A 20,252-nucleotide genomic window follows, 5' to 3' on the forward strand; every position below is an offset into this window, starting at 1 on the left:
AATGATTGTAAGTAGAAATTATCTTTATTCTAAAATAGGACTATATTAGTAGATTATAGGTTGCGTAGGAAACCTTTACTCAGTATAATAGCTTTATATCGGAATTTATAGAAAATTTTAAACTTACAATAAACGAGGGGGAAGAATTTTGAAAAAATTATCAAAACTAGGCTTAGTCTTGGTTCTAGGTCTTATGATGTTACTAACTGCATGTGGGTCAAGTGAGACAGGCTCTACCGATTCAGGAAACTCAGGCGATTCTGGCTCTGATGAAAAGAAGAAATTAAGAATTGTGACGGATGCTGCCTACGCTCCATTTGAATCACTAGAGGGAGATAAAGTTGTTGGTTTTGATGTCGATTTTGTTAGTGCTGTTTTAGAAGAAGCAGGCTACGAAGTGGTAGCACCTGAACATGTTGGTTGGGACCCACTATTCATTGAAATTGAATCAGAAGAAGCGGATTTAGCGATTTCCGCGATTACCATTAATAGTGATAGAGAGCAAACCTATGATTTCTCTGTCCCATATTTCCTATCTACAAACAAAATCCTGATTCCAAAGGATAGCGATATTAAGAGTGGCGCTGATTTGAAAGGCAAGACAGTAGCAGTTCAAAATGGTACAACAGGTCAAGAAACAGCGGAATCCATTTTAGGTGCTAACAGTCCTGATGTGAAAAAATTTGAAAATAATAATCTAGCGATTCAAGAGCTTCTTGCTGGTGGTGCTGATGCGGTTATCGCAGATAACACTGTTATCGAAGAATATGCAAAAAATAACCCAGATCAGAATCTAGTTGTTATTGCAGATGACTCTTTCGCTCAAGAATTTTACGGTGTCATGTTCCCTCAAGGAAGCGATTTAAAAGTTGAATTTGATGAAGCGATTAATAAAGTTTTTGATAGCGGAAAATATGCAGAGATTTATAAAGAGTGGTTTGGCGTTGAACCAGATGTTGAAAATTTAAAAGCACAGCAATAGAGGTAACAAACTAATGAATTGCGTAACTCTATCACCTAGTGTTACGCAATTTTTTTTCAGGAGAGGTGAAAGATTGATGGATTTTCGGTTTGACTTAATTATTGACTATTTGCCCTATTTTCTAAGAGGTACACTATACACGATCGGAATATCGTTAGCGGGAATTTTGCTAGGTACCATTTTAGGTTTATTATTTGGTCTAGGAAAAATGTTGAAAAACAAGATACTTGCATTTCCGTTCAACCTTTATATAGCGTTTTTTAGAGGTACCCCGTTTTTTGTACAGCTTCTACTTATCCATTTTGGTTTAATCCCAGCAATTTTAGGAACAACAAATGGACTTGCCGCAGGGATCTTTGCTCTATCATTAAACTCAGCGGCCTATATCGCGGAGATTTTCCGTGCTGGTATCCAATCCATTGACAGAGGTCAAATGGAAGCTGCTAGATCGCTTGGAATGAATCATATTCAAGCGATGAGATATGTTATTTTACCACAGGCTTTTAAACGAATGATTCCTCCGTTAGGAAACGAATTTATTGTCCTTTTAAAAGAATCCTCCTTAATATCTCTAATTGCCGTTCCAGAATTAATTTATTGGGCACGAGCTTTCAATGGTCAATATTATAAGGTTTGGGAACCGTATTTGACAGCAGCTGTTATTTACTTTGTCCTAACTTTAACATTAAGCTTCTTATTAAGTCGTCTAGAAAAGAGGTTAGCAACAGAATGATCAAAGTAGAAAAACTTAAAAAGTCTTTTGGTGCTAATGAAGTTTTAAAAGATATTAATGTCACCATTAAACAGCAGGAAGTAGTTGTGGTTATTGGGCCATCAGGTTCAGGGAAATCGACCTTCCTTCGTTGCTTAAATTTACTTGAAACAATTACAGCTGGACATGTTTCTATTGAAGGCGTCGATATTACTGATAAGCAAACGGATATTAATAAAATCAGAGCTGAAGTCGGTATGGTATTCCAGCAGTTCAATCTTTTTCCTCATAAAACGGTTTTGGAAAATATCATGCTTTCACCTATTAAGGTGAAAAAAATTGCTGAGGAGAAAGCGAGAGAAACGGCGCTTTCGCTTTTGAAAAAAGTTGGCCTCGAGGATAAGGCGAATGCCTATCCAGATTCTTTATCTGGTGGTCAAAAACAGCGTGTAGCAATTGCGAGAGCTTTAGCCATGGAACCGAAGATTATGCTTTTTGATGAACCAACATCAGCACTTGACCCGGAAATGGTAGGAGAAGTGCTAGAGGTAATGAAGCAACTCGCAAAAGAAGGCATGACGATGGTTGTTGTGACACATGAAATGGGCTTCGCACGCGAGGTTGGCGATAGAGTTCTCTTCATGGATGGCGGCTATATTGTCGAAGAGAATGTTCCACAGGAATTGTTCGACAATCCGCAGCATGAACGTACGCAAGCCTTTTTAAGCAAGGTGTTATAAGGAGTCGTAGGAAACCGAGTCTATTTTAGGCTCGGTTTTTACGTATGAAATAATTATGTTATGCTAATCATGGTAGATGTAACTTTACTAGAAATAAAACGTCTAAGAGGATGAGGTGATTGCAATGAAAAAACTAATTTGGGTCTTATTAACCGCACTTGCATTACTAGTCATGACTGCTTGCGGAACAGCCGACACTGAGGATAAAACGACCGGCGATGACCAAAAAGTAGAGACAAATCAAGCAGAAGAAAACGCAGTCGATGAGACTGAAACAGTAGAGGAAGATACAGCTACAGATGAAAAAGCAGTAGAGGAAGATACAGCTACCGAATCAGAAGATGTGATTGTAGAAGAAGCAACATATGTGGGGATGGCAGATCCACACACAATTGAAGTAAATACGGAAACAGATACGATTGCGCTCCAAATCCTAGATCCAGGTGTGCAGGATGTTGATTTCGAAGCGATTGAAGAAGAGGCTCATGTGACGATTGAGTATCATAAAGAAGGCGAACAAAATATCTTAACAGGTATTGAAATACACTAAAAAGAAGAGGCTGCTCCAAAGTAATATTTGGAGCAGCCTCTGTTTTTTTGTTGCGTAAAGAATGAATAGACATTTCGTACCCGTCCGGATGATTTTTCTGAAACTAAGTAACTCAGATAGCTTCAAAATGCCTTAAATGAGAAATACGTTTACTATCATGCGCCTATCACCCATGCTGCTTTGCAAAAGTAGGATTTCTTTGAATCACGGCGATGAGCAAGACTCCACTCAGTAAAAGCAGTGCGCTCGTGATAAAGAAGACGGATGAGATTCCGAAGTATCCTGCGATAAATCCGCCCATAACAGGTCCAATGACATTCCCTAGGAAGCGTAAACTTGTATTGTAGCCGAGCACCTCGCCTTGCATGGCGATCGGTGCTTCCTGACGAATATAAGCGACGCGTACTGGGATAATTCCCCCGATAGCCATACCTAGTAAAAACCGTATAAAAACAAGTTGCCATATATTTGTGACAAAGGCGCCAGGTAAATAAACCACACCTGCCACTAGCAAAAGGGCGATCAGTACTTTAATGTATCCATAGCGATCCGCGATTTTCCCCCATTGACGGGCCATCATCAAATTCCCGAGACCAGCCACAGAAAATGCAATTCCTGAAAAGAATGCTAAGTTAGCAGGACCGTGTAACTCACTCACATACAGGGATAAAATCGGTTGAATGCTAAAATGAGCGATTTGAATAAGGGTTGAAATTAATAAGACATTTAGCAGCAAAGGATTTCGTCCAATATGCTTGAAGACCTCTTTTGTTGTATAAGAGGTTTTCGTGCCTTTTGCATCCTCAATCCTATATTCCTTTGTCGTGATGACAAGAATAGCGGAAATGAAAATGGCAATCGAGGTCCATTTAAAAGTATCGGCATATCCGAAGGAGTCTGCTAATACACCTCCAAGTAATGGTCCGATTAATTGTCCAGTGATACTACCAGTTTGTAAGGTTCCTAACACTCGACCCGCAATCTTTTTCGGCGTTTGCGTCGAGATGAATGCCTGTGACATGGAGATGAATCCAGCAAATATCCCCATGAACGTTCTTAGTAAAAATAATTGCCAAACCGATTGAACAAATCCCATCATCATAATGGAAAAGGCCATCCCGAATGCAGAAAAGATAAGTATTCTCTTTCGTCCGTATTTATCACCGATTCTTCCCCAAAGCGGTGAAAATAAAAAGGCGGTTACAAAGGTAACGCCAAAGGTCAAACCAGACCAATGCTGAACATACTTCTCTGAAAAGTTTCCGAAGGTTTCAATATAAAGTGAAATAAAGGGAAGAACCATCGTCATGCTGCCAGAAATAAAAAAATTCGCAAACCACATAATGCGCAGGTTGTGCTTCGCGATTTGTTGACCGTCCATGATTAACACTTCTTTCTATGAAGAAATTTCGGTTCCCTAAATATTAGTTTACCTGAATGGAATAGATTTCACAATATTCTAAGATTATTTTTGAAAACGAACAATTGAGATGCTTCGTTCGTAACCCTTTACTCATAAGGGTTACAACCTTGTTAGAAAAATATTCGAGTTTGTTATTTAGTTGAAGTGTTCCATCCGAAGTTATTTCTCGTTTGAAATTGTGCGTGGATTTGGGAAATAAGCCTTCTCGCTCTATTTACTATTCCCAATTTTACTTGTAATCTTAGTTTAAAAGTATTTTGCGTGGGAGGTTTTCGGAGTGATTAAAGCGGTTATTTTTGATTTGGATGATACATTGCTTTGGGATCAGAAAAGTGTCAAAGAAGCCTTTGTGGCAACATGTAAAGTGGCAGAAGAGAAATATGGAATTCCTCATGAAGAACTAGAAGCATCCGTAAGAGAAAAAGCCAGTGAAATTTATGCATCCTATGAAACCTTTCCTTTTACAAAAATGATTGGGATTAATCCATTCGAAGGATTATGGGGAAACTTTCTCGACGATACCGATGATTTTCGTAAAATGAAAGAAATTGTCCCTACCTATCGAAAAGAGGCTTGGACACAAGGGCTGCTTGCACTTGGAATTGACGATCCCGTTTTTGGAGCAGAACTGGCCGAACGCTTCCCACAAGAACGCCGAAACAAACCATTCGTTTATGAAGAAACCTTTGCAGTATTGGATAAGCTGAAAGGGAAGTACAAGCTTCTTCTCTTAACCAACGGGTCTCCAGATTTGCAAAATACGAAACTAGCAATTACTCCAGAGATCGCCCCTTATTTTGATGAAATTGTCATTTCTGGGGCATTCGGTAGAGGAAAGCCAGACCCATCTATTTTTGAGCACGCCTTGCAGATTATGAATGTCTCCAAAGATGAGGCTATAATGGTAGGGGACAACCTAATGACGGATATTCTTGGTGCATCGCGGGTCGGGATGAAGTCTGTCTGGATCAATCGCCATGATAAAGAACGGAATGAAGTCATTCCAGATTATGAAATTAAGCATCTTGAGGAGCTTTTTGAAATAATAGAAACGCTCAATTCGGGTGTTCGCCGATAAAAATCGTTTTTCGCCGATATATTGCGATAATCGCCGATAAAAAAATTTTTCCGCCGATATAATTGAAAAATCGCCGATAAAATCAAATTATCGCCGATATCGTTCCACAAAGTGAGGTCATTACCAATGTTTGAACAAGCTGAACAGCTTTTGCAATCTTATTTTGGCTATTCTTCGTTTCGAAAGGGACAAGAAGAAGCTATCCGTTCCGTTTTAGCGGAAAGAGATACAGTCTGTGTCATGCCAACAGGAGGCGGGAAGTCGATTTGCTACCAGATTCCCGCTCTTGTTTTACCGGGTACGACCATCGTTATCTCACCTCTGATTTCCTTAATGAAGGATCAGGTCGATACACTTCTACAGGTTGGGGTTCCAGCAACCTATATTAATAGTTCTATTTCAGTTCAAGAGGCGAACGAGCGCATGAACGAGGCGAGGGAGGGCAAGTACAAGCTCATATATATTGCTCCCGAGCGTCTAGAATCCTATGACTTTATTGAACGCTTAGAAGGGCTTGAGATTCCGCTTGTTGCCGTTGATGAAGCTCACTGTATCTCGCAATGGGGACATGATTTTCGTCCGAGCTATCTTCATATTCAAAAGTTAATTGATCGTCTCCCGCATAAACCAATCGTGATGGCTTTAACCGCTACGGCAACTCCACAGGTTCGCGCTGATATTTGTAAAACCCTCCAAATTGCTGAACAAAATACCATTATTACAGGATTTGCAAGGGAAAACTTATCGTTTCAGGTGATCAAAGGACAGGACCGCTATGCTTTTTTACGAAACTATGTAAAAAAGAATGAGCAGGAAGGCGGCATTATTTACGCTGCCACAAGAAAAGTAGTTGACCAGTTGTATGAAAAGCTTCAAAAAGAAGGAATTGCTGTTGGACGCTATCATGCTGGCATGAACGATAGCGATCGTCACCACGAGCAGGAGAAATTTCTTCAGGATGAAACGACTGTCATGGTTGCGACCTCAGCCTTTGGAATGGGGATCGATAAATCCAATATAAGATATTGCCTTCACTATCAAATGCCGAAAAATATGGAGAGCTATTACCAAGAAGCGGGGCGTGCTGGCCGTGATGGTCTAGACAGTGAATGTATCCTTTTATACTCTTCGCAGGATGTGCAGGTTCAAAGATTCCTCATTGACCAATCTGCAGATGAGAGAAGAATTGCTGGTGAGCTTGAAAAGCTTCAATCGATGGTCGATTATTGCCATACGGAAAGCTGCTTGCAGTCTTCTATTCTCGAATATTTCGGTGATAGTGCTGGGGAAGACTGTGGTCGTTGTGGGAATTGTACCGATTCTCGTTCAACAGTCGATGTCACGAGGGAAGCCCAAATGGTTTTATCGTGCATCATCCGGATGGGGCAACGCTTTGGGAAGACCGCTGTTGCTCAAGTTTTAACAGGATCGAAGAATAAGAAAATCATTGAATTAAGATTTGATAAATTACCGACTTATGGGATTTTAAAAGAAATGAGTACGAAGGATGCGAGTGAATTCATTGAGTTTCTCATTTCGCAGGATTTAATTGGCGTTGAGCAAGGTGCCTATCCAACCATCTTTGTAACACCGGCAGGGAAGAATGTTTTACTTGGAAAACAATTAGTTCATCGAAAAGAAATCATTGAAGTCGTTCAGATATCTACAAAGGATCCACTGTTTGAATTACTTCGTGAGGTTCGAAAAACAATTGCCGACCAAGAAAAGGTTCCGCCATTTGTCATCTTTTCCGATGCGGCCATCAAGGATATGTGTGTGAAATTGCCACTGAGCCCAGATGAATTTCTGCAGGTCAATGGGGTAGGGGAAATGAAGCTTAAGAAGTATGGGGATGCCTTTATCCAGGCCATTCTCGAGTTTTGCGAAGCGAATCCAGAACGTAAGAGTGAAGCTCCAATAATGAACGCAGCGACAAAGAAAAAGAAGCCGGAGAAAAACTCTCATCTCGAGACCTATGAGCTTTTTAAAGAGGGATTATCTGTTTCAGAGATTGCGAAAAAGAGAGAAATGGTGACCAGCACAATCGAGAATCATATCATGCAATGTATGGATCAAGGGATGGATATCGATTGGACAGACATTATCCCGAGTGAATACGTGCCACTTCTTGAGCAAGCGGTCGAAGCCGTTGGTCGGGAAAAGCTGAAGCCGATCAAAGAACAATTGCCGAAAGAAGTTAGTTACCTGATGATTAAGGTATTTTTGAATAAGTAAATAACTGCCCCAAAATTTGGGGCAGTTTTCATTATCCGATAAATTGCTCTGCTCGCAACAACGGGATGACTTCACCCATTCGTTTTACGACAAGGTCAGCAGAAGTCTCGTTTCCTAAGCCATGAGGATCGATAAAGATCGTCTTACAGCCAAGTGACTGTACAGGACGGATTTCGTTGATCCAATTGTCCCCAACGCTAAGGATTTCATCATACTGAACGTTGTAATGATTTTTGACAAATTCAAAGCGTGCGATTGTACGAGTTGGTTTTTCACCATCAAAAATTTTCAAATCGAGTAATTGATCAAGCCCGATTTTTGTTAAAATCGCTTCACTATCTGGCTGTGGACTATTTGTTAATAAAACAAGCTTTACTTTGCTATGTATGCCTTCCAACGCTTCTTTAAAGCCTTCTATCGGTTCCATTTCAAAGTCAGGTCCCATCATATAAGCTCTTGTTTCTAAAAAGGCTTGATAACTCAGTTTGCTATTGAGTCCGTAGTGGACCGCAATGGAGGTAGAAGTCCACCATGGGTCCCCGACATTTACCATCGTCTCCAGATTAAATTCAATCGGTTCAGGATACAGCTCCTTGACCTTCTCATCAGGGAGTTTGTTGCCATCCCAATCATACGCTTCTTGTACATGATTCTCTAAATAAACTAAGATAAGGTCTCGCAGGGCATCATAAATTCGCCCGATACGTAGTGGGTGCTTATTTTCTTTTACTGCTAGAAAGTCCTTTTCAAACAATGGCTGCTTTTCTAACGGAAGTTTTTCCTTTAAACGAGCTGCTTGAAATTCGAAATGATGCGTGTCTTCGTATAGAGTTCCGTCTAAATCGAACACGATTACTTTAATTTTTGTAAAATCCATCTGCGTTCACCTCTCTCCTAGTGTAAAGAAGTTTGGCAGTGAAAGACAATAGAGTGTGGAAAATTTCTGTAAAATTGTCATTCGTCTAATTTGATATTATGATAATACATATTTAGAGATCGATTTCTCGGAAACTTTTTTTGAAATTGATACAAAATTATTTTTTCAAGGGGACAAGAAATGACGATTCAACAGGAATACACGTATGACGTGATGGAAGTCTGTCTACTGGCGGGGAAGATTATGCTTGAGAGCGGAGCGGAGACATATCGTGTCGAGGACACGATGATGAGAATGGCCCAAGCGTTTGGGGCAAAAGAATCTCATAGTTATGTCACGCCGACAGGTATCATTTTTTCCATTGAAAGTGAACAACCGACGAAAACAAAGCTGTTTCGTATCACGAATCGTACCACTGATTTACATAAGGTCACATTAGTGAATAGCATATCGAGAAAAATCACGAGCAATGAACTAACGATGGTTGAAGCCTACCATGCCTTAAAGGAAATTGAGAAATCTGGCGTAGAGTATTCTGTGAAGTTACAGGTACTGGCTGCAGCGATTGCTAGTGGTTGTTTCTTAATTATGTTTCAGGGAACATGGGTCGACTTCTTACCAGCGGTGATAGCTGGTGGTACAGGATTGGTTGCCTTTATCCTGGCTCAGAGCCTAGTTCCGATCAAGTTTTTTGCTGAGTTTGTGGCCTCATTGATTATTGCTCTTCTTTCACTATTTTTTGTAACAGTTGGCTGGGGCTTTGAGTTAGATAAAATTATCATTGGTTCTGTGATGCCGCTCGTACCAGGATTGGTCTTGACGAATGCAGTTCGTGATTTAATGGCGGGGCATCTTGTATCAGGGCTATCAAAGGGAGCAGAAGCCTTATTAACGGCCTTTGCGATCGGCTCAGGTGTCGCAGTCGTCTTAACTTTTTTGTAGGAGAGTAATGAATATGATTATAGAACAGCTCATTACGAGCTTTATTTCCACCGCAGCCTTTGGTATCATCTTTAATGCGCAAAAGGATTCCCTAATCAAATGTGGAATTGTCGGCATGTCGGGCTGGTTCATCTATGTCGTGATGACCAACTTCGGAGTTGATGCAGTTCCAGCCTCTCTAGCAGGCTCATTTGTTGTGGCATTAATTAGCCAGACTTTTGCAAGATTGTACAAAACGCCCATTATCATTTTCAATGTTGCTGGAATCATCCCGCTCGTTCCAGGGGGATTAGCTTATGACGCCATGAGAAACTTCGTTGAGAATGATTATAACCTTGCCATCAGCTTAGCTGTAAAAGCAGGTTTAATCTCAGGGGCAATTGCACTGGGTCTTGTCTTCTCCGAGGTTATTAATCAATTGATTCGTAAGGCTAAGCTACCTCCAAAAGTATATAAAAGATCAAGACTTTGATTTTCAGAGGCTTTTCTCCATGACGGAGGGAAGTCTCTTTTTTATGCACAACAAAGTATGAGAAGAGCTTTACATAAATAACCAATTTTCTGAGAAGAATATGGAACAAGAAGCAATAAATAGTAAGAACAATAATGCTGAAAATTAGGATGATCAGAGTGGTTACTTTTACATTTTCCGTGATATTTGCTGGACTTCTTCTGATGATAGCACTTATCGATATGTTTATATGGCAACAATCCTTTTATCAATGCATCTCCAAACTGTTCGCCTTAGATCAAGGGGCGAACGAAGGATACGTAATCGCAACAGCAGCTGCCGGTTTTATTTATAGCATCGCAATGGATTATCGCATCAGAAAGAATAAAAGGTCACAACAATCATGAGTAAGAAACTCGTAGAAAATATTTCATTATGGCAGCTCGCAGTATTAATGTTTACTTTTGAAATTGGCAGCGTAGCAGTAGTAGGCGTCGGAACAGATACCAAACAGGATGCTTGGATAGCAGTAGGTGTCGCGACCGTTTTGGGGGCGGGACTCGTTTGGTTCTATGTGTACTTACTACAGCAGCTACCAGGCAGAAATTTATTTGAAATGATTACATTTTGCTTTGGAAAATGGTTGGGAAAAATCATTGGGTTATTATATGTTTATTATTTTTTGTATATATCAGCCAGGGTTTTAAGAGACTTCTGTGAACTCATCACATCGGTTATTTTCGAAAGCACACCTATTGAGGTTATTTCGATTACGATGGTGGGAATATGTGCATACATGCTCTATTTAGGTCTTGAAGTATTTGGACGAACAGGAGAAGTATTTATTCCTTATGTTTTCACATTCATTATTCTAATTGGCCTAGCTATTTTGTTTTCAGGGGAATTTGAACTGAAGAATTTGCTCCCAATATTGGGAGATGGATTTGGCCCTATTCTGAAACATGTCTTTCCAAGACTCCTCACTTTTCCATTCGGCGAGTTAGTCACATTCATGGTGATTATTCCGTATGTTTCTCATTTTGCAAAGGCGGCAAAGGTGAGTGTATTCACGGTTCTCGTAAGTGGGTTCATTATCATTTATGGAACGTTGATTGAAATTGCTTCTTTAGGGGCGAGACAAATGGAAAGAACTGTTTTTCCATTGCTTTCAGCTGCACGAGAAATTTCCTTACTTGAATTTATTGAGCGGGTTGATTTAATTATTGTATTCGTCGTTATGTTTGGGATTATCACGAAAGTGAGTGTGTTTTTATATGGAGGTTTAAAAGGTCTTGAGCACATCATGAATGTTCCATATCGATATATGGTGTTCCCGATTTCCATGATTATTGGCTACATCGCCATTCAAATCAGTGCCAATAATGCTGAACATATTGAAGAAGGAATTCGTTTTATCCCTCTGTATATGCATATTCCATTTCAGATTATCTTTCCGATTCTCATGGCCCCTCTTCTTATCTGGAAGGTAAAAAAACAAAAAAGGAGATCGGACGCAAATGGGTCTCGCTGATTTTTTATTTAATCGAAGAAAGCATAAAAACAATAATAAAATTACTGCGGAAGAGTTGTTTCAGCAAGAAAATATCTCAAAAAAATATTACAAAAGCTTAGAGAAGAACAAGAAGCAAATTCAAGAGCTTTTTCAGCACTCCTTTGATTTTACGATCGATCCGATTAAGCTAGGTGATACAGATGCATGTGTATGCTATTTGGGAACGATGTTAAGCAAGGATACCCTTACAAACAAGGTGCTAAACAGCCTACACCCGCATAATGATCATCCAAGACATAAGGATATTAGTTCAATTCGAGATAATTATTTTCCAACCGTTTCCTATGAATATGCGGATACCTTTCATAAAGTGGTGTGGAATGTTTTAAACGGGTATGCGGTCATCATGGTGGATGGTCAGGGGAAGGCACTTTCTTTAGAAATTGGCAATGTTGAGAAGCGGGCCATTACAGAGCCAAGTACGCAAACGATTATTCGCGGTCCAAAGGAAGCTTTTACAGAAGATATCAACACGAATATTAGCTTAATTCGAAAAAGAATCAGAAATCCTCATTTGAAATTTGAAAGCTTTTATGTTGGAAGGGATACAAAAACACAGCTTGTGATTGGATATATGTCTTCGATTACGAATGCAGATATTTTGGAAGAAGTTAAAAAAAGAATTGAGAAAATCGATATAGGAGGGGTACTTGATTCAGGGAATATTGAAGAGCTTATTTCTGATAAATCTTTTACACCTTTTCCACTTATCTTTAATACAGAAAGACCGGATAGTATATGTGGGCACATTATGGAAGGAAAAGTGGCCTTGATTCTGGATGGAAGCCCTTTTGTACTGACGGTACCGAGTGTACTAACGGACTTTTTTGAGTCCTCAGAGGATTATTATCAACCTTTTTTAATGTCGAGCTTTATCCGGTTAATCCGTTATATCTCTTTTATGATCGCATTAGTTCTTCCGTCCCTTTATGTAGCTTTGTCTACTTTCCATCAGGAGCTCATGCCCACTCAATTATTACTGAGTATTCAAGCGCAGAGAGAAGGGGTTCCTTTTCCGGCTGTAATTGAGATTTTCGTGATGGAGCTAACATTTGAAATAATGCGTGAGGCGGGAGTTCGGATGCCGAGAGCCGTTGGTCAAACAGTTTCTATTGTTGGGGCATTAGTAATCGGGCAGGCAGCGGTTGAGGCCGGGCTAGTTTCAAACGTTTTAGTCATTATTGTCGCGTTCACGGCAATAGCAAGCTTCGTGTCCCCAATTTATAATTTTTCCATTTCGACCAGATTGCTTCGGTTTATTCTGATTCTTTTTTCAGCTATTTTCGGACTATACGGAGTTCTATTATTTCTCATAGTGATGGTGATCCATCTTGTGAGCTTACGTTCCATTGGTATCCCATATTTGGCGGCAGTTGCTCCATTTGACATTAAAGAACAGGATGATATTTTTGTTAGATTTCCGATTTGGGCGAATCGAAAGCGACCATCTTATTTATACCCAGAATCACCAATGAAAAAGAAAGGAAAACATATCCCGTCTCCACCACCAGCTAAGGGGGGAGGAAAGTGAAAAAAAGGCTACTTTTGCTCTTGTGTGCCGCCACTGTAATTCTTACTGGCTGTTGGGATAGTATCGAACTAAATGATATCGCCATCGTAACTGGAATGGCGATTGATCCAGGGAAGGATAAAAAGTATCAATTAACAGTTGGATATGTGAATCCTGCCCAATATTCTAAGCAAAATCCTGCCCAAGGTGCGCCTGTTTCAATTATGACATTGGAAGGAAACTCTCTTCCAGAAATCTCTGCAAAAATGAATGTGGGCGTGAGTAGGCGACTTATATTCTCTCATACTAGAGCGCTATATATTAATGAAACAGTTGCTAAAGATAATGGGGTGAGCCATTTTTTAGATTCTCTGGAACGGAGTCCTCAATTTAGAAATGATTTCAATATCTTAATTACGAAAAATCATACGGCTCGCGACTTTGCAATGATTAATGATCCTGTTGAACGAGTACCATCATTGAAAGTTCAAAAGTCTATTAAGACCCTCTTAAAAAGCTGGGGTGGTGACCCAAGGGTTCGTCTGACGGATTTTATTGATGCTATTATTGCGGAAGGCCGTAGTCCTGTCGCAAGTACGGTTGTCATTGAGGGAGATCCCAAAAAAGGACAAAATGCCGAAAGCAATATGGAAGTGAAGGCACCAGCTAAAATTATGCTTGATGGATTAGCCGTGTTTAAGAAAGATAAATTAATTGGCTATTTATCATTAGATGATACTCGGAATTATTTATGGACACAAAAATTAGAATCGACAATGATTAGCATTCCTTGTGAAGAGGACCAAGATGATGAGAATCCTTTGTATTTTGACATTGTTATTACCAACAATAAATCAGAAATGAGAACGGAGTACAAAGGGAATCAACCACAGTTAAAAGTTAATATTTTTTCCGAAGCAAGTATTAATAGTATGCAGTGTCAAAAGGACTTATCGAAAATAGCAACTTTTACGGAATTGGAGAAGAAAAGCGATAAACAGATCAAGAATATGATTACGGAAACGATAGAAAAAGTTCAAAAGGATTATGGGGTCGATATATTTGGCTTTGGAGAGGCTCTCAATCGTCAACATTATAAAAAGGCAAAAAAGGTTCTTCCTTATTGGAATGAGGAATTCGCTCGAGCAGATGTTGAAGTGGATGTAAGGATCGCTCTCCGTAGATCTGGAACGAGGAGTAAAAGCTTTATTTCAGATCTTCCAAAAAAGGATGCGGAGGATTAAAAGGATTACCTAGCTTTTTCCGCCTTTTTTCTGTATCTTTAAGAGTGGCTCAATTCTTAATCTTTCTGATTGATTTTAGAAACGAGCAATTACTATTGAGATGTGCAAAAGTCTATGATATAGCCTTAAGAATAGAAAGCAAAAGGAGTACAAGATGAGTGAATTAGTACAAACAGAAATGAAGCCCTTTATCCAAGGGGTATGGGAAAAAGAACAATTTGGCCAGCCGACTCAGGTTCAAGCCTCTGCCATTCCATTAATTTTAGATGGGAAGGATGTCCTTGCTGAATCACCTACAGGAACGGGGAAAACACTTGCTTATTTATTGCCAGTTTTGAATAAAATTGATCCTGATAAAAAAGCGATCCAAGTGGTTATTTTAGCCTCTTCACAAGAGCTTGTCATGCAAATTTTACAGGAAGTACAAAAATGGAGTGAGGGAAGTGGCATTCGTTCAGCATCTTTTATCGGCGGGGCGAATGTGAAAAGACAGCTCGAGAAGCTAAAGAAGAGCCCTCATATTATCGCTGGTACACCTGGAAGATTGTTTGAATTAATCAAACAAAAAAAGGTTAAAATGCACGAAGTTAAAACGATCGTGTTAGATGAAGGGGATCAGCTATTAACCCATGAGCATCTGCCAACCGTTCAAAATATTATTCGTTCGGCTTTAGCTGATCGTCAAGTTGTGCTGTTCTCGGCAACTTTGTCCAAGTATGTTGAAAAAGAAGCGAAGGACTTGATGAAGGATCCAGAAGTCATTCGTATTGAGAAGGATGAAACGATTCAAGCAGGGAAAGTCGAGCATATTTACTTTATTGCTGAGCAAAGAGAAAAGCTCAAGCTGTTGGAAAAAGTGTCCCGATTATCTGAAGCGAAGGTTCTTGTTTTTATCAAGGATATCGGTAATTTAACGGTTGCGGGTGAGAAGCTAGCCTTTAATGGGATTGAGACAGCCCTTCTTCACAGTGATTTAAACAAAGATAAGCGCAAAAATGCCTTGAAGGATTTCCGTACTGGAAAAGTGAATATGCTGTTGGCAACTGATGTAGCAGCAAGAGGCTTAGATATTAAAGGAGTTACTCACGTCGTCCATTTAGATTTCCCGAAGGACATTGAGCAATATGTACATCGTTCAGGTCGTACAGGTCGTTTTGGAGCAGATGGAACAGTGATTTCTCTTGTGACTGAACGAGAAGAACGAGAATTAAAGAAGTTCTGCCGTGAATTGAATATTCCTGTCGAGCGTAGAGTATTTTTCAAAGGGGATATTGTCAGTCCTGAGGAGAGAAGATAAATATTTTTCGAAAAGAAAACTCATACTACCAATGAAATCGATAGAAGGAGTTGAGGTAGTTGGGACGTCAGAAAATGGGCAATGCCAATGCAGAACGTAATAAAAATGCGAAAAAACAAAAGGTGAGTTCTGAGCTTGTGGAATTCACTCCGAAAGATGAAAGAAATCAAAAAAGAATCGAAGATTAAAAAGACTGACTCAGGACAAAAGTGCCTGAGTCAGTTTTTTCAATCCAATTCAATTTTGGCCAGTGGTTTAACCGCAGGACCATCTATAACCTCTCCGTCAATTGAATACCGTGAACCGTGGCATGGGCAATCCCATGTTCTTTCTCCATGATTCCATTCAACCTCACAGCCTAAATGAGTGCAGGTCGTATCGACGATATGAAGCTTTCCGTCCTGGTCACGATAAGCTCCAGCACGCTGGCCATTGACGACAACTGGAGAACCTTCATCTGCCTCTAAGTCCTCAGGATGATTTGGAATAAATTCGAGCTTTCCTTTAATTAAATTTTTCGCAACATCAAGATTGGTACTGATGAACTTTTTTATATCTGGATCCGCATGGAATCGATGAGGGGAATAAAGATCTTTATACGGATTCACTTTGTCTAAAATCGTATCCTTCAGTAGCATTGCAGCAGCTGTGCCATTCGTAATTCCCCATTTTCGATAGCCAGTCGCAATAAGAACGCGAGGCTGATTTTCGAGAATGGAGCCGACATAAGGAACTTTATCTAATGTGTACATATCTTGAGCGGACCAACGATACAAGTATTTTTCAATGCCTAGAACTTGGTCACCAAACTGCTCGAGCGCTTGGTAGTGCTTAAGTGTATCGATTCCTTGACCAGTTTTATGACCTTCTCCACTAATTAACACCAATTCCTCTCCGTTCATAGGGGTGAAGCGAAGAGAGCGAGTTGGTGTGTCGGCGCTAATATACATGCCACCTGGGAATAGTTTTTTTGTTTTTACAGCAAGAATATAGGCTCTTTCAACATACATACGAGCAAAGTACAGCCCTTTTTTATCGCAAAAAGGAAAATGAGAGGCAGCGATTATATAGTCACAGTTGATCTTTTTCCCATTTCGCAGCATGACCTGTGGATGCTCTCCGTCATCAATATCCATGGCTGCTGTATTTTCGTAAATTGTTCCACCGGCCTCGACAAATAGTTGGACAAGCTTATGTAGGTATTTTAAAGGATGAAACTGTCCTTGATTATGCATCACGAGCCCATTTTGAATATCAATATCAAGAAGGAGGCTGTTTACCGTAGTGCTTGTAATGCCAAGCTTTTGATACGCTTTTGCTTCCTTTTCAAGCTTATCTTTGCCTTGATCGGTCGTTGCGTAAATAATTGCATCCTGATCACTATAATCACAGTCAATATTATGTGTTTGAATGGTTTTTCGAATGAAATTAAGAGCGGCATGATTTGCATCATAATAAAGTCGAGCCTTTTCCTCGCCAAAATGATTGATGAGCTCATCATAAATGATGTTATGTTGAGCCGTGATTTTCGCAGTTGTATGACCGGTCGTACCCGTTAAAATTCGACCTGCTTCAACGATTGCTACCTTTACTCCCTCTTTTGCTAAAAGATAGCCGGTTGTAATTCCCGTAATCCCTCCTCCAACAATGGCGACGTCATACGTTTGATCTTCGGTAAGCTTATTAAATATTGGTAATTGATAATCTCTCCAATAGGACTCAGGAAAAGTGGGCATTTCGAAATTTCCAGCCATCATAACCCTCCATGAAAAAATAATATTATAGATAATTTTTCCAATTAGGAGAGAATTATTCATGAAAAAAGACTGCTCTTTGTAAAAGCAGTCTTAGTCTTGATTCTTCGGTAGTTTGTCCACGGTTGTGGAATCTTCTGTCGGAAGAGCTTTTCTTAAAAAATGGATAAAAATCCAACCAACAATGAAAAGACTAATGAGAAATCCAATCGTGGTGAGTGCCCATAATAACATAAAACCCCTCCTTCCATTACACATATATGCAAGGAATTGTCGATAAAGAAGAGGATTTCTTGCGTGTCTTCAAGAAATAGTAGGAAAAAGAATGTTAGGGGGATGAAGATGAGTGTGAAAACGGCAGATTTATGTGATGATTTTTCAAATGAGCTACAGATCGTTAGCTCGGCTTTTCAATCCTATGGGAAAAAGAAATGTTTTTCTGGACCGATTGAGACGGTAAAAGTATTTGAAGACAATGTCTTGGTTAAAAAGGCATTGGAAACCGTCCCAGCAGGCAGTGTATTAGTAGTCGATGGCGGTGGTTCAAAACGCTGTGCACTAATGGGAGATCGGTTAGGAGAGATTGCGCAAGAGCGAGGATTAGCGGGTGTTATTATTTATGGGTGTGTACGTGATTCAGCTGAACTAGCCCAATTGGATGTAGGCATTTATGCATTAGGTACGAATCCATTGAAAAGCAATAAGGAAGGGAAGGGAGAGAAGAATATCTCTTTAAGTTTCCTGGATGTGACATGGAATCCTGGCGATTACGTGTATGCGGATGAAGATGGCGTGGTTATTTCGGCGAAAAAGTTAACCGAATAGAATGTGATGAGGGCCGCTCAATCAGGAGTTGGCTCTTTTTTTATGTAACAGTGTATGTTTTTCCTTATTTGATGAATTCTATCATCAGAGGAGGAATGATAAATGCTGAAAAAAATTGTATTAAGCATTTCATTGCTATTCGCTTTGGTGACAGTTCCGACAATTTCTCATGCTCAACAGGTACATACTGTTAGTTCAGGAGATTCGATGTGGAAGATCTCCGTGTGGTACCAGGTTGGCCTATCGGAAATCATCTCAGCGAACCCGCAAATTAAAAATCCTGCATTAATTTATCCAGGTCAAAAGATTACCATTCCGAATTATGATGCGACAAAATCAATCGAGAATCAGGTAATTCAATTGACGAACCAAGAGCGGGCGAAGTATGGCTTAAAGCCTTTGAAGGCCAACTGGGAACTGTCCCGGGTCGCACGTTATAAGTCAGCAGATATGCGGGATAAGAATTATTTCTCCCATACGAGTCCAACGTATGGCTCTCCTTTTACGATGATTAAAAGCTTTGGGCTATCCTATCGAAGTGCAGGAGAGAATATTGCTGCCGGTCAAACAACGCCAGCACAAGTGGTGCAGGCTTGGATGAATAGTGAAGGGCACCGCGCAAATATTCTAAACTCTGGCTACACCGAAATTGGCGTTGGCTATGCAGAAGGTGGCTCAAAACGGTACTATTGGACACAAATGTTTATTTCAAAATGATGAAATGCCGGATGATTCCGGCATTTTTTCTGTTTTTGAGGATAGATTTTGCTTGAGTGAACCAAACCGAACTACTATCCATTTGCTCTCCCACAAATCCAAGTCCGACCTCCAACTAAGCCTCAAGACCGATCTAAAAATAAAGCTCAGGCTCGTTATGAAAAGCCTCAATTCTAGGTAAGATGTAATCAAGAAAGGAGGCAACAACAAAATGAAAAAATTCGGGTTGCTTTTATTAGGAGTTATCGCAGCATCAATTTTAATTGCAAATGTTGGTCCGATTGTGGGGTTAATCGTAAGTCTTACAATCCTGTACTTTGTCTTTAAACAATTCTTAAAAACAGAATCTGTAGGGGGGAAAATTGCTCTTGGTATTTTGGGTGTCTTCTTATTACTCACAGCAGCATCAAATGCACCTGCCATTATCGGAGTTGCAGCTGCGTATGTCCTGTATATCGTCTATAAAAAATGGAACGGAACAAAAAAAGTCATCAGAGATGATAACGACCCATTCCAAAACTTCGAAAAACAATGGTCAGAGTTAAATAAATAATATTTTTACAAGAAAATAAACAATCAATAGGAAAACAGCATCAATAAAAAATAAGGAGAGATAGAACATGACAAACCTATTAACTCGTATTAAAAACACAGTATTAGCAGACTTAAATGAGGCATTGGATCATAAAGAAAAGAAAAATCCGATTGCGCTACTTAATCAATATCTACGTGAATGTGAACAGGAAACAGAAAAGGTTCGTAAGTTGATTGAGCGTCAATATCGCTTAAAGGATGAATTTGCACGTGAGTATCAGCAAGCAGCAGACCTAGCGGAAAAACGTAAATCGCAAGCAGACATCGCTGCAAAAGCTGGAGAGCAGGAACTACACCAGTTCGCGTTCCAAGAAGCAAGTCATTATGAAGAGCGTGCAACTCGTTTAAAGAACATGTTAAGTGAAGCAACAGCTGAGCTACAAAACCTTGAAAATAGATATGAAGAAATGAAGCACAAATTAAAAGATATGCACCTTCGTAGAATGGAATTAATGGGTCGTGAAAATGTATCAAGAGCGAACCAGCGTATCAATCGCGTAATAAACAATGATGATTTTTCGGATAAATCCTACTCTAAGTTTGTCGAAATCGATTCATACTTAGAGCGTTTAGAAAAAGAGGTAACTCAGTCCTACAATCAAAATACGATTGATGTACGTATTGCTGAACTTGAAAAATCAATGAAAAAAGAAGAAAAGCTTTTAAACGAATAGTCTTGAAAAGCTAGACAAGTATGTGCATACTTGACCTATAAAGAGGCGTAGAATCTACGCCTTTTTCGCGATAA

General features: G+C 39.7%; 22 protein-coding genes. 18 read left to right on the forward strand and 4 right to left on the reverse strand.

Annotated features, from left to right (window positions below):
• Window positions 1-148 precede the first annotated feature (148 nt).
• From FAR12_RS15865 to FAR12_RS15880, 4 genes are all read left to right on the forward strand, one after another.
• Window positions 149-982, forward strand: a complete 834-nt coding sequence (locus FAR12_RS15865; RefSeq protein ID WP_126409784.1) for a basic amino acid ABC transporter substrate-binding protein — start codon at window positions 149-151, stop codon at window positions 980-982.
• A 76-nt stretch (window positions 983-1,058) separates the two neighbouring features.
• A complete protein-coding gene (locus FAR12_RS15870) occupies window positions 1,059-1,715 on the forward strand; it encodes an amino acid ABC transporter permease (protein ID WP_126409786.1) in 657 nt (218 codons plus the stop codon).
• Window positions 1,712-2,434: an amino acid ABC transporter ATP-binding protein gene (locus FAR12_RS15875; RefSeq protein WP_126409788.1), complete on the forward strand. Its 723-nt coding sequence runs from the start codon at window positions 1,712-1,714 to the stop codon at window positions 2,432-2,434. The genes FAR12_RS15870 and FAR12_RS15875 overlap by 4 nt, the downstream gene beginning before the upstream one ends.
• Before the next feature lie 124 nt (window positions 2,435-2,558).
• A complete protein-coding gene (locus FAR12_RS15880) occupies window positions 2,559-2,984 on the forward strand; it encodes a hypothetical protein (RefSeq protein ID WP_126409790.1) in 426 nt (141 codons plus the stop codon).
• A 166-nt stretch (window positions 2,985-3,150) separates the two neighbouring features.
• Here FAR12_RS15880 and FAR12_RS15885 read toward each other — a convergent pair whose 3' ends face one another.
• Window positions 3,151-4,365, reverse strand: coding sequence for an MFS transporter (locus tag FAR12_RS15885; protein ID WP_126409791.1), 1,215 nt, complete (start codon window positions 4,363-4,365; stop codon window positions 3,151-3,153).
• Window positions 4,366-4,684: 319 nt separating this feature from the next.
• Between FAR12_RS15885 and FAR12_RS15890 the strand changes: the two genes are divergently transcribed.
• Both FAR12_RS15890 and recQ read left to right on the forward strand, forming a co-directional pair.
• A complete protein-coding gene (locus FAR12_RS15890) occupies window positions 4,685-5,485 on the forward strand; it encodes an HAD family hydrolase (RefSeq protein ID WP_126409792.1) in 801 nt (266 codons plus the stop codon).
• 126 nt (window positions 5,486-5,611) lie between these two features.
• Window positions 5,612-7,720: a DNA helicase RecQ gene (recQ, locus tag FAR12_RS15895; protein WP_126409793.1), complete on the forward strand. Its 2,109-nt coding sequence runs from the start codon at window positions 5,612-5,614 to the stop codon at window positions 7,718-7,720.
• Window positions 7,721-7,751: 31 nt separating this feature from the next.
• Here the strand turns inward: recQ and FAR12_RS15900 are convergent, their stop codons facing one another.
• On the reverse strand, window positions 7,752-8,597 hold the full coding sequence (locus FAR12_RS15900; RefSeq protein WP_126409794.1) for an HAD family hydrolase: 846 nt from the start codon (window positions 8,595-8,597) through the stop codon (window positions 7,752-7,754).
• Window positions 8,598-8,777: 180 nt separating this feature from the next.
• Between FAR12_RS15900 and FAR12_RS15905 the strand changes: the two genes are divergently transcribed.
• The 8 genes from FAR12_RS15905 to FAR12_RS24000 all read left to right on the forward strand — a co-directional run bounded on the left by FAR12_RS15905 (window position 8,778) and on the right by FAR12_RS24000 (window position 15,802).
• Entirely contained in the window at window positions 8,778-9,539 is a 762-nt protein-coding gene (locus tag FAR12_RS15905) for a threonine/serine exporter family protein (protein WP_126409795.1), read from the forward strand.
• A gap of 13 nt (window positions 9,540-9,552) precedes the next feature.
• Complete coding sequence (locus FAR12_RS15910; RefSeq protein ID WP_126409796.1) at window positions 9,553-10,011, forward strand: threonine/serine exporter family protein; 459 nt, start codon at window positions 9,553-9,555, stop codon at window positions 10,009-10,011.
• A gap of 158 nt (window positions 10,012-10,169) precedes the next feature.
• Window positions 10,170-10,397, forward strand: a complete 228-nt coding sequence (locus FAR12_RS15915; protein ID WP_126409797.1) for a hypothetical protein — start codon at window positions 10,170-10,172, stop codon at window positions 10,395-10,397.
• Window positions 10,394-11,521, forward strand: a complete 1,128-nt coding sequence (locus tag FAR12_RS15920; protein ID WP_126409798.1) for a GerAB/ArcD/ProY family transporter — start codon at window positions 10,394-10,396, stop codon at window positions 11,519-11,521. Before FAR12_RS15915 ends, FAR12_RS15920 begins: the two co-directional genes overlap by 4 nt.
• A complete protein-coding gene (locus FAR12_RS15925) occupies window positions 11,508-13,094 on the forward strand; it encodes a spore germination protein (protein WP_126409799.1) in 1,587 nt (528 codons plus the stop codon). The genes FAR12_RS15920 and FAR12_RS15925 overlap by 14 nt, the downstream gene beginning before the upstream one ends.
• The gene (locus FAR12_RS15930) at window positions 13,091-14,317 is read left to right on the forward strand and encodes a Ger(x)C family spore germination protein (protein ID WP_126409800.1); all 1,227 of its coding nucleotides are present in this window, start codon (window positions 13,091-13,093) and stop codon (window positions 14,315-14,317) included. Before FAR12_RS15925 ends, FAR12_RS15930 begins: the two co-directional genes overlap by 4 nt.
• Window positions 14,318-14,471: 154 nt before the next feature.
• Complete coding sequence (locus FAR12_RS15935) at window positions 14,472-15,614, forward strand: DEAD/DEAH box helicase (protein WP_126409801.1); 1,143 nt, start codon at window positions 14,472-14,474, stop codon at window positions 15,612-15,614.
• 59 nt (window positions 15,615-15,673) lie between these two features.
• Window positions 15,674-15,802: a hypothetical protein gene (locus FAR12_RS24000; RefSeq protein WP_281275679.1), complete on the forward strand. Its 129-nt coding sequence runs from the start codon at window positions 15,674-15,676 to the stop codon at window positions 15,800-15,802.
• 39 nt (window positions 15,803-15,841) lie between these two features.
• Here FAR12_RS24000 and FAR12_RS15940 read toward each other — a convergent pair whose 3' ends face one another.
• Both FAR12_RS15940 and FAR12_RS23505 read right to left on the reverse strand, forming a co-directional pair.
• Window positions 15,842-17,371, reverse strand: coding sequence for an FAD-dependent oxidoreductase (locus FAR12_RS15940; protein WP_126409817.1), 1,530 nt, complete (start codon window positions 17,369-17,371; stop codon window positions 15,842-15,844).
• A gap of 90 nt (window positions 17,372-17,461) precedes the next feature.
• Window positions 17,462-17,602, reverse strand: coding sequence for a hypothetical protein (locus tag FAR12_RS23505; protein ID WP_170209277.1), 141 nt, complete (start codon window positions 17,600-17,602; stop codon window positions 17,462-17,464).
• 108 nt (window positions 17,603-17,710) lie between these two features.
• Between FAR12_RS23505 and rraA the strand changes: the two genes are divergently transcribed.
• The 4 genes from rraA to FAR12_RS15960 all read left to right on the forward strand — a co-directional run bounded on the left by rraA (window position 17,711) and on the right by FAR12_RS15960 (window position 20,178).
• Window positions 17,711-18,193 carry a ribonuclease E activity regulator RraA gene (rraA, locus tag FAR12_RS15945; protein WP_126409802.1) on the forward strand — a complete coding sequence of 161 codons (483 nt, stop codon included), beginning with the start codon at window positions 17,711-17,713 and terminating at the stop codon, window positions 18,191-18,193.
• A 102-nt stretch (window positions 18,194-18,295) separates the two neighbouring features.
• Entirely contained in the window at window positions 18,296-18,910 is a 615-nt protein-coding gene (gene safA / locus FAR12_RS15950; RefSeq protein ID WP_126409803.1) for a SafA/ExsA family spore coat assembly protein, read from the forward strand.
• Window positions 18,911-19,121: 211 nt separating this feature from the next.
• Window positions 19,122-19,463 (forward strand): lmo0954 family membrane protein, encoded by a 342-nt coding sequence (locus FAR12_RS15955; protein ID WP_126409804.1) that lies wholly within the window; start codon window positions 19,122-19,124, stop codon window positions 19,461-19,463.
• 67 nt (window positions 19,464-19,530) lie between these two features.
• Window positions 19,531-20,178: a PspA/IM30 family protein gene (locus FAR12_RS15960; RefSeq protein WP_126409805.1), complete on the forward strand. Its 648-nt coding sequence runs from the start codon at window positions 19,531-19,533 to the stop codon at window positions 20,176-20,178.
• Window positions 20,179-20,252: the final 74 nt, after the last annotated feature.

Source organism: Bacillus yapensis (assembly GCF_005280205.1).
GTDB classification, from domain to species: domain Bacteria; phylum Bacillota; class Bacilli; order Bacillales; family Cytobacillaceae; genus Robertmurraya; species Robertmurraya yapensis.